At 39.5% G+C, this 5,007-nt stretch carries 5 protein-coding genes; 3 read left to right on the forward strand and 2 right to left on the reverse strand.

The window, feature by feature from the left end; all coding sequences use genetic code 11:
* Positions 1–111: 111 nt before the first annotated feature.
* Positions 112–1,344 (reverse strand): cysteine desulfurase-like protein, encoded by a 1,233-nt coding sequence (locus ACFFAP_RS35680; RefSeq protein WP_375515640.1) that lies wholly within the window; start codon positions 1,342–1,344, stop codon positions 112–114.
* A gap of 384 nt (positions 1,345–1,728) precedes the next feature.
* On the opposite strand from ACFFAP_RS35680, the gene ACFFAP_RS35685 reads away from it, so the two are divergent.
* Positions 1,729–1,950: a DUF4327 family protein gene (locus ACFFAP_RS35685; protein WP_375515641.1), complete on the forward strand. Its 222-nt coding sequence runs from the start codon at positions 1,729–1,731 to the stop codon at positions 1,948–1,950.
* 421 nt (positions 1,951–2,371) lie between these two features.
* Here ACFFAP_RS35685 and ACFFAP_RS35690 read toward each other — a convergent pair whose 3' ends face one another.
* Complete coding sequence (locus ACFFAP_RS35690; protein WP_375515642.1) at positions 2,372–2,623, reverse strand: hypothetical protein; 252 nt, start codon at positions 2,621–2,623, stop codon at positions 2,372–2,374.
* A gap of 243 nt (positions 2,624–2,866) precedes the next feature.
* Here ACFFAP_RS35690 and ACFFAP_RS35695 point away from each other — a divergent pair, with 243 nt between their 5' ends.
* Positions 2,867–2,995 (forward strand): hypothetical protein, encoded by a 129-nt coding sequence (locus tag ACFFAP_RS35695; protein ID WP_375515643.1) that lies wholly within the window; start codon positions 2,867–2,869, stop codon positions 2,993–2,995.
* Between the two features lie 370 nt (positions 2,996–3,365).
* On the forward strand, positions 3,366–5,007 hold a 1,642-nt coding region (locus ACFFAP_RS35700; RefSeq protein ID WP_375515644.1), incomplete at its 3' end, for a PAS domain S-box protein.

Consider the following 5,007-nt stretch of genomic DNA (forward strand, 5'->3'; position numbering starts at 1 on the left):
ACTTCTCAACTTTCAGTACAACTTCAGAAATATCGACTTCAGGAGCATCAACTATACCTACCTAATCTGCAAATATTTATCAAACCTGAAGCCTCTTCCCAATGCCCAATCTTAAAATACCTGCTCAAAAGCCTCAATCAAACTGTTAACTTCCTCAAGGGTGTTGTAATGCACCATACTCACTCGGACTATTCCACCTTGCGACGCTAACCCCAGGTATTCAATCAGCCGTTTAGCATAAAAGTCTCCGTAGCGAATTGCAATATAATGTTGATCAATTTTTGCCGGAATGGTTGAGCTATTCATTCCATCTACTATAAAAGATATAGTTGGCACGCGGAATTTATGGTCAGCTTTTGATTGACCAATCACTCGCACATTAGACTTGCTGTTGAGGTAATTTAAGAGGCGATCGCTAATTTTTTCTTCATGTATGCTAATTAAATCAAACGCCTGCACCATTTGATTTCTCAAATCAGGTGCAGTTTGATTGCCATAGTGCAGTTGTGCTAACTCACTTAGATAATCACATAAACCCAACATTCCATAACTTAATTCAAAATTGACATTCCCTAACTGAAATTTATAAGGTATATCTGTCTGCTCAATAAAATAATGGTTAAGACCAGGCAATCTTAATAAATGTTCTTCTTTGCCATAAAGTAAAGCATGATGTGGCCCGTAAACTTTATAACAACTCAAAGCATAGAAATCAACATCCAAATCTTGGACATCAACTAACCTGTGGGGTGCAAAAGCTACACCATCCACACAAATCATCGCGTTGCGATCGTGTACAAATGCAGCAATTTCTTTGATAGGATTGATGGTTCCCAAAACATTAGAAGCATGAGTCAAAGCTACTAGTTTTGTACGCTGACTCATCAATGATTCTAAATCTGCTAAATGAAGTTCCAAGCTATCTGGGCGAATTTGCCACACTTTAACCTTCATTCCTTGTTTTTCGAGAGCAACCCAAGCACCAATATTGGCCTCATGGTCACAATTAGTCACAATAATTTCATCACCAGGCGTAAAGGTTTGACCAAGACAAATTGAAAGAACTTTCAACATCATTGTAGTAGATGGCCCCATAACCACTTCTTTATAAGAATTGGCGTTAATGAAAGTAGCCATTCCCCTAGTTGCTAAAGCCAATCGTTCTCCTGCAAGTTGAGAAACTGCATAAGAAGCTCCCAATTGGACATCAGAACTCAGGAGGAATTCGCTAATTCTATCTACTACTTTTTTCAGGGTTTGTGACCCGCCAGCATTATCAAAAAATGTCCATTCACCAGCTAGGGCGGGAAAATATTGCCGAACTTTATCAAGATTCAAAAGCATAGTATAAGTTTTTTGGAGAATGTTCTTTACCCTAGCCTACCTTTTAGCAAGTCGCCCAGAGAGCATCTACATCCTCTCTTGATGTTTACAGCTTGTTATGCCACTGCAAGAATCTCTCTAGAGGGGGTATCTTTGGTGACTCAAAGAGGATGTTACTGACATATAGCAGTTTCCGTATAAAAAAGTATAAAATACAACTAAATTACAAATACTAGTAGGGAGACGCCCTCATTCAATTGATAATCGCTATATCTAACTTCCTGCAAGGGTTAATGTCTTGATTCTTTACAATTGTCGCCAATTTTATTTGATAAGTTTAAGGGAGAGTCAAAGCAACAATTGTTTCGACTTTTAATTCCTTGATTGAAAACAAAGGAACGAGCTATGAATACTACGGTTAAATACGACATTGAGCTTATCAAGGAAGAAGCACTTCAACTTGTAAAAAAGAGACTTGTTAACCGTCAGCAGTCAATTTATACCCTCTGTAAATATATTCCTCATCGTGACTGGGTTAATTTTGAACTTGAGTTAGAAAAAAACGAATTTCTGCTCAGAGATAGAATCATCGACCTCCTGAATCACGAATTGTGGGAAGACGATTGAGGCTGCATTTAGAAGCTGAACCTTCTTAGCAGCATCACAATAAAATTAAAATTCAAATTAAAAATTCATTTTTCAGCATTAAAAACCCTCAAATTAAGTTGAGGGTTATAAACAAGAGATTATTACTGGTTATTTATAAAGTAATACGCTTGGGTTAGCCCCAAAAACCTTAAACTGTGTAGGTTGGGCCTGAGGCTGGGAATGCACTTTATTGGGCTGCTGCCGCGAGTAACGAAGGCGGAAGGTGGAGCCTTTTAGTAGGCATTCCCAGGCAGAGGCTTGGAACGAGGCAAACGAGACAATCTCTCAAAATAGTTGTGTCAGGTAATACCTCATGGGTGAGCCACAACCTGGCATTTTATCACGATTGATTGGTGGAATCAAGAAAAAATTATACTAAACCAATTTTAGTCACTTAGGATTAGGCAGACAATTTTTCTAGCCCTATCCATTCGGTGATAGATTGCCATTGGCTTGCGTAAACGGTAGTATTTCTACGTTTTTCTTGTTGAGGTTTTCTAAGTAGTTTTCCCTTGACAGCCTCGGTGAATGAACTGGATTGGTTCAGATTATAAACAGGCATTTCTTGCCAGCAGTGGCGACAAAACCAGTAACTTTCTGCACCGCGTACATGTTCTAAAAGTAGACTTGAACAGCAAGGACAGTAATTCATATTTTTCTCAAATCCTGTTAATAAAAGTGTTATTCCAAATCAGGGTAGCCAGTTGACAAGCCCGTAAGTATTTAAAACAATGTGTCTATATTTTTACTATACTATTCAAGTATGAGGAACTTGTGAGGAAAATTAAAACACTTAATAATTTTGTGTTATTTATACATATTTCTTAAGTAATGATATCAAGGCTATTTAGCTAAGACGCTGCGCGAACGGGTGATACTCCTACGGACGTTCGTTTTGACGCTTCGCGGCTGGCTCGTTTATGTCGGTGAAACCGTCCACCGTAGTGGCTCACCTCCTGCCTTGTTTATTGAAAGTCTTGCTGGAGGTTTATCAAAACAGCCGAAAGCACCACCTTTTTGGTGACATTAGGGAACAAGGGTTTAATATTTACACTCATCAATTAATTTCAAAGATTTCACACTAACAAAACTACCAAGATCATCAATTAAGGTAATCTCTTGATATAGATAATCTGCAATCTCTAATTTGACAATAGAATGAGTTTGGCGGCTCTAAAATTCTATCTACTTCCTGGCTTAGTTACTAACTTGCATTGTGTCCTTTGTATTAAGTGTTCTAATCTTTACAGGGCGTATTGATCAAGATATTTGATTGATAGTTGATTGCAGCAAAAATAATTCCTGATTTTCAACAGTTTGCTTGCTCTGGTTTTCGCTAACTTTTGCTAATTCGTTTTGATATCAAAAAGATCATTAAAATTAACAAATTAACCATGCGATTCAACAATCATCTGATTAACTTACCTAGCTTAAATAATGTTATTAATCGTTATCCTTTAACGATTAACCCTGATAGTTTTGTAATCGAAGCTATTTTATTGATGAGTCAGGAAAGATGTAGTAATTATGCACCTACCAACTTAAATTTCTCATTGGATTTAAACTCCGATAATCAACCATTAACTGGTTGTGTCTTGGTTCTGGAGGGAGTAAATTTATTAGGCATTTTTACTGAAAAAGATGTACTTAGGCTTATAGCTTCTGGAATAGACTTATCCACGGTGACGATCGCACAAGTGATGACGCAGCCAGTGGTTACACTTAGACAATCAGATTCTCAGGATATTTTCATAGCCTTATCGTTATTGCGTCAGCATCAGACTGATTATTTGCCCGTTTTGGACGATCGCGGGCAATTGCAAGGAATCATCACTGAGACTAGCTTGCTACAAGCCTTTGACTTGGTAAAAATGGTTGGGGTGGTTGAAGGCTTGCAGCAATATTTACAAAAACCCAGAGATGAATTTAGGCAGGTTAATCAGCACACAGAGATAGAGCAAGTCCGCGGCCAAACTCAAAATAACTTAAAACTATGGGTTGAGGCACAATCGGCTGAAATTATGCAAGTTAATCAGGAACTTCAGCAAGCCCTTGAAGAACTCCAGGTTGTAGAAGAAAAACTGCGCGAACAAAACGAAGAGTTGGCTGTTGCCCGTGAGCTAGTAGAATTGGAGCGCCAGCGTTACCAGGATTTATTTGAGTTCGCTCCAGATGGTTACTTAGTAACTGATACAGCAGGTATTATCCAAGAGGCTAACCGAGCAGTAGCAATCTTGCTGGCTGTCCGCCAAAAATATTTGGTAAACAAACCATTAAGTATATTTATTCCTCACCAAGACCGCCAGACTTTTACCACTCGACTAAATAATAGACAGCAGGGACAGGAGTGGGAAACTCACCTAAAACCACAGGGAGGTAAAGCTTTTCCGGCTAGCATTAAAGCGGCTGCCATGTACGATTCACAGGGTAAGCAAGTTGGTTGGCGATGGTTACTCTGCGATATTAGCGAACGCCAACAGCCCAAGGAAGCACTGCGCCAAGCTAATGATGAGTTAGAACAACGAGTGGCACAACGGACAGCAGAACTTGTGATGTCCAATGTCTTGTTGCAACAAGAAATTACCGATCGCCAACACGCAGAAGTTGCATTACAACAGAGCGAAAACCTCTATCGCCAACTCGTGGAAAGCCAAATTGACATAATTATCCGCATTGATTTGCTCTTTAGGGTTACCTTTGCCAATGCGGCTGCTTGTCAAACCTTTGGCCGGAAAGAAGATGAGTTTCGTGGTCAGTCATTTTTCCAGTTTCTTCATCCAGATGACTTGCCTGAAGTGATGGAAGATATGACAGCTTTAGGATCTTCATTCCATCCCTTGACTAATCGTAAGCGACGTGCATTCACAGTCAATGGTATTTGCTGGTTTGAATGGAATGCGATCGCAATTCCTGATCACAATGGAGAGATTGTTGAAATCCAAGCGGTAGGTAGAGATATTACCGAACAGCAAGCCGCGCAGCGCGATCGCCAACTTGTAGAAGTTGCACTGCGCCAAAGCGAGGAGAAATTTCGCA

This window comes from uncultured Nostoc sp. (genome assembly GCF_964245575.1).
In the GTDB taxonomy this organism is placed as follows: domain Bacteria; phylum Cyanobacteriota; class Cyanobacteriia; order Cyanobacteriales; family Nostocaceae; genus Nostoc.